Origin of the sequence: Streptosporangium sp. NPDC005286, assembly GCF_040607515.1 — a bacterium.
Classification (GTDB): Bacteria; Actinomycetota; Actinomycetes; order Streptosporangiales; family Streptosporangiaceae; genus Streptosporangium.
This window is the reverse complement of record NZ_JBEXGU010000352.1, coordinates 1-3,340: the sequence shown is the minus strand read 5'-3', so window position 1 is coordinate 3,340 and position 3,340 is coordinate 1. Positions and strand designations below refer to the sequence as shown.

5 protein-coding genes are annotated in these 3,340 nt (G+C 71.0%); 3 read left to right on the top strand and 2 right to left on the bottom strand.

Features of this window, described 5'->3' with window-relative positions:
• Positions 1 to 84: 84 nt before the first annotated feature.
• Positions 85 to 258 carry a hypothetical protein gene (locus ABZU75_RS45895; RefSeq protein WP_355569717.1) on the bottom strand — a complete coding sequence of 58 codons (174 nt, stop codon included), beginning with the start codon at positions 256 to 258 and terminating at the stop codon, positions 85 to 87.
• 4 nt (positions 259 to 262) lie between these two features.
• Positions 263 to 694 (bottom strand): pyridoxamine 5'-phosphate oxidase family protein, encoded by a 432-nt coding sequence (locus ABZU75_RS45890; RefSeq protein ID WP_350926016.1) that lies wholly within the window; start codon positions 692 to 694, stop codon positions 263 to 265.
• Positions 695 to 894: 200 nt separating this feature from the next.
• Here ABZU75_RS45890 and ABZU75_RS45885 point away from each other — a divergent pair, with 200 nt between their 5' ends.
• The 3 genes from ABZU75_RS45885 (at position 895) to ABZU75_RS45875 (ending at position 3,257) form a co-directional block, all read left to right on the top strand.
• On the top strand, positions 895 to 1,275 hold the full coding sequence (locus ABZU75_RS45885) for a hypothetical protein (RefSeq protein ID WP_355569713.1): 381 nt from the start codon (positions 895 to 897) through the stop codon (positions 1,273 to 1,275).
• A 332-nt stretch (positions 1,276 to 1,607) separates the two neighbouring features.
• Complete coding sequence (locus ABZU75_RS45880; protein ID WP_355569708.1) at positions 1,608 to 2,927, top strand: phosphoribosyltransferase; 1,320 nt, start codon at positions 1,608 to 1,610, stop codon at positions 2,925 to 2,927.
• 60 nt (positions 2,928 to 2,987) lie between these two features.
• The gene (locus ABZU75_RS45875) at positions 2,988 to 3,257 is read left to right on the top strand and encodes a metal-sensitive transcriptional regulator (protein WP_030914234.1); all 270 of its coding nucleotides are present in this window, start codon (positions 2,988 to 2,990) and stop codon (positions 3,255 to 3,257) included.
• The last annotated feature ends 83 nt before the right edge of the window (positions 3,258 to 3,340 follow it).

The window sequence follows — 3,340 nt, the reverse complement described above, 5'->3', positions numbered from 1 at the left end:
CACCCGGCCTCTCCGGCGAGCAGAGCCGAAACGTCGGCCGGGACCGCGCCCGCCACCTCGGAAGACCGGCCGCGCCCGGCCGGTTCACCCTGCCGTGGGGGCGGGGTGTTCCATCCGGCACCCGGTGAACTCGCGGCAGCGGTCATCGGCGTCAAGCCGGATCACCCACAGGTCGCTGTATGTGGGGTCCGGGTAGGCGGTGCTCCCCTGGACGATCGCCATCTCGTCGGTGACGGTCACCGGACGCCGGTCGAACACGGCCTCACCGGGCTTGGTCGTCGACGGGCCTGGGCGAGATGCGGCGGCCGGTGAGGTGGCCCGTCTGCACCAGGATGTAGTGGTCCCGGCTTGCCGGTGCCCAGGTGGTCAGGGGCAGCCGGGCCAGGCGTTCGATCTCCCGCGACTCGTACACGGCTCGCGCGGGCCCCACCGCGGTGACCGACCAGCCGGTGCGCGCCGACGGATCGAAGTCGTCGGCCTCGAAGGCGACGATCGCGTCGCGGGCCGCCGCGGCGAGCTTGGAGCCGATGGTGGTGCGGATCACCACCGTCTCGCCGTCGAGGACGAAGTTGACCGGCTGCACGGCCGGAAGGGCACGGTCGGTGAACACGATCCGTCCGATCGAGACCGAGCCCAGGAGTTCGAGGCACTCCGGCCGGGAAAGCACTTCAAGGCCTGCCGAGTCGAGCTTCATGCCTCCCAGGCTGCCCGTCGGCGTACCGGGGACGTTAGGGGCTAAAGTCCTGTCATTGGCGGTGTTCGGCCTTCGGGGAGGTCCGCGGTACGCGTCCGGCGCCGTTGCCGTCCCGGCGCCCCCGTCTCCAGGCCGCCCGAGCTCTCGCCGGCGCCCCGGTTCCATCTGGCCGGTCTCTCCCTGGTGTGATAATCGTGACCATGGCCGACATCGAGTACGTCGAGTACGCCGGGGTTCTGGACGGTGACGACCACATGACCATGGCGCGCGTTCTGGAGGTCTGGGCGGGTGGCCCGGTCCGCGTCGCGCTCCACTTCTTCGGCTGGGAGATCGACTACGACAGCGAGATCCTCTCGATCTACGCCCAGCCCGGGGTTCACCTCCCGAACGCCCGTGATCAGGAGCCCTATTATCTGCTGTCCGGCACCCTCACGGCGACGGTCGCCGAGGCGGAGGCCCGCCTGAGGGCTCTGATCGCCGCCTGTGGCGAGGCGGGCATCGGCTGCCGCCAGCTCGAATACCTGATCGTGGACGAGAACGGCCGCGTGCTCGAAGAGCGCGAGGGCGGCATCGTGTCCTGAGCCTTCATCCCCGTGAATCCCCGGGGGAGCGGCGCTCCAACAGCGGTTGGGAAGCGGGCCGATACTCGTGAAATGGGTCCGCCTGGCCGGTTGTTCTCCTATATGGGACTCCGAACCGGGACCTTTCGCCCTTGCGAACCGGGGCCTTCAGCCCTGGCGCCGGGATGCCCCGGCGGCTGACATTGGCTGTTGGGGGTGAGGTCTCGCCGTCGGCTGTGAGAAGGGCCGCGGCGACCGATGAGCGGCCGGTTGCCCGGCGAAGCCGGACGCGGACGTGATCTCGAGGCTCCGCAGGTGAGCGGAGGTGCGCGGGGCGTCGGAAGGGGGGCGTGGTGTTCGCCGATCGTCAGGATGCGGGCCTGCGGCTGGCCGAGCGGTTACGCGGGTCTGTCGGTGCTGATGAAGAAGTGGTCGTTCTGGGTCTGCCCAGGGGCGGCGTGCCGGTGGCGTTCGAGGTGGCGCGGGCCCTTGACGCGCCACTGGACGTGATCGTGGTCCGCAAGCTCGGGGTGCCGTTCCAGCCGGAACTCGGGTTCGGCGCCGTGGGGGAGGGCGGGGTCCGCGTCATCAATCACGACATCGTGCTGCTCACGGAACTCACCTACGCGGAGACGACCGAGGTGGAGGAGTACGAGCGGGCCGAGGTCCTGCGCCGCGCGCGCCAACTGCGCGGCGACCGCGCTCCGGTGGACCTGACGGGCCGCACGGCGATCGTGGTGGACGACGGGGTCGCCACCGGAGGGACGGCGCGTGTCGCCTGCCAGGTCGCCCGGGCGCGGGGCGCCTCACGGGTGGTGCTGGCGGTGCCGGTGGGGTCACCGGAGACGATCGCGAGCCTGCGCGAGGTCGCCGACGAGGTGGTCTGCCTGCGGACACCGGAACGCCTTCTGGCGGTCGGCGTCTGGTACATCAATTTTTCCCAGACCACCGATGAGCAGGTGGCCGAGCTGCTCCGAAGGGCCGCGTCCGCGGCGGGGGAGCGCGACGGGAGCGCGACCTCCGATGCGCCGGGCCTCGACGAGGAGGTCCTGGTGGACGCCGGGCAGGTCGGGTTGCCCGGTCAGCTCGTCGTCCCGGACGGTGCCGGGGGAGTGGTGGTGTTCGTGCACGGCAGCGGTAGCAGCCGGCACAGCCCGCGTAACCGGTACGTGGCCGGTGTGCTCAACGGCGCCGGTCTGGGGACGCTCCTGTTCGACCTGCTCACCCTGGAGGAGGGGGCCGACAGAGGCAACGTGTTCGACATCGGGCTGCTGGCCGAAAGGCTCGTCCGGGTGACCGGCTGGCTGGGCGATCAACCTTGGGCGGCGGGCCTTCCTGTCGGCTACTTCGGAGCGAGTACCGGAGCGGCGGCCGCGCTGTGGGCGGCGGCGGAGCCGGGCTGCGAGGTCGCCGCCGTCGTCTCCAGGGGCGGGCGGCCCGATCTGGCCGGGCCGCGGCTGCCCGAGGTGCGGGCGGCGACCCTGCTGATCGTGGGAGGTGCCGACGGGATGGTGCTCGACCTCAACCGGGCCGCGCAGGAACGGTTGCGCTGCGAGAGCCTGCTCCAGATCGTCCCCGGCGCCACCCACCTGTTCGAAGAGCCAGGGGCACTCGAAAGCGTCGCCGCCCTCGCCCGCGACTGGTTCATCGGTCACTTCGGACCGCCGGCGTGAGGTCTTTCACACCGCGCCCATGTACCCCCGGGGGTATATTGAGGGCGGAGGTGAGGCGGGATGGAGATGGACGCGACGGTCCTGTCGGACGCGCTGACACGACTCAAGCGGGCCCAGGGGCAGCTGGGCGGAGTGATCGCGATGATCGAGAACGGGGACGACTGCGAGCGGGTGCTGACCCAGCTGGCGGCGGTCTCCAAGGCGCTGGACCGGGCCGGATTCAAGATCATATCGACGGGCATGCAGCAGTGCCAGATGGCGCGCGAGCGCGGCGAGCAGCCGCCGATCAGCCAGGAGCGGCTGGAGAAACTGTTCCTGGCCCTGTCGTGACCCGTCACGCCCCGCCCACCGCGCGGTGGGGGGGGCGTGACGGGGGTCGGGGCATTTTTGTGTGCGGTGGGTAGCCCCCCGGG

Coding starts and splice junctions, on each gene's coding strand:
- ABZU75_RS45890 (WP_350926016.1), bottom strand. CDS start 694: ATGAAGCTCGACTCGGCAGGCCTTGAAGTGCTTTCCCGGCCGGAGTGC.
- ABZU75_RS45885 (WP_355569713.1), top strand. CDS start 895: ATGGCCGACATCGAGTACGTCGAGTACGCCGGGGTTCTGGACGGTGAC.
- ABZU75_RS45875 (WP_030914234.1), top strand. CDS start 2,988: ATGGAGATGGACGCGACGGTCCTGTCGGACGCGCTGACACGACTCAAG.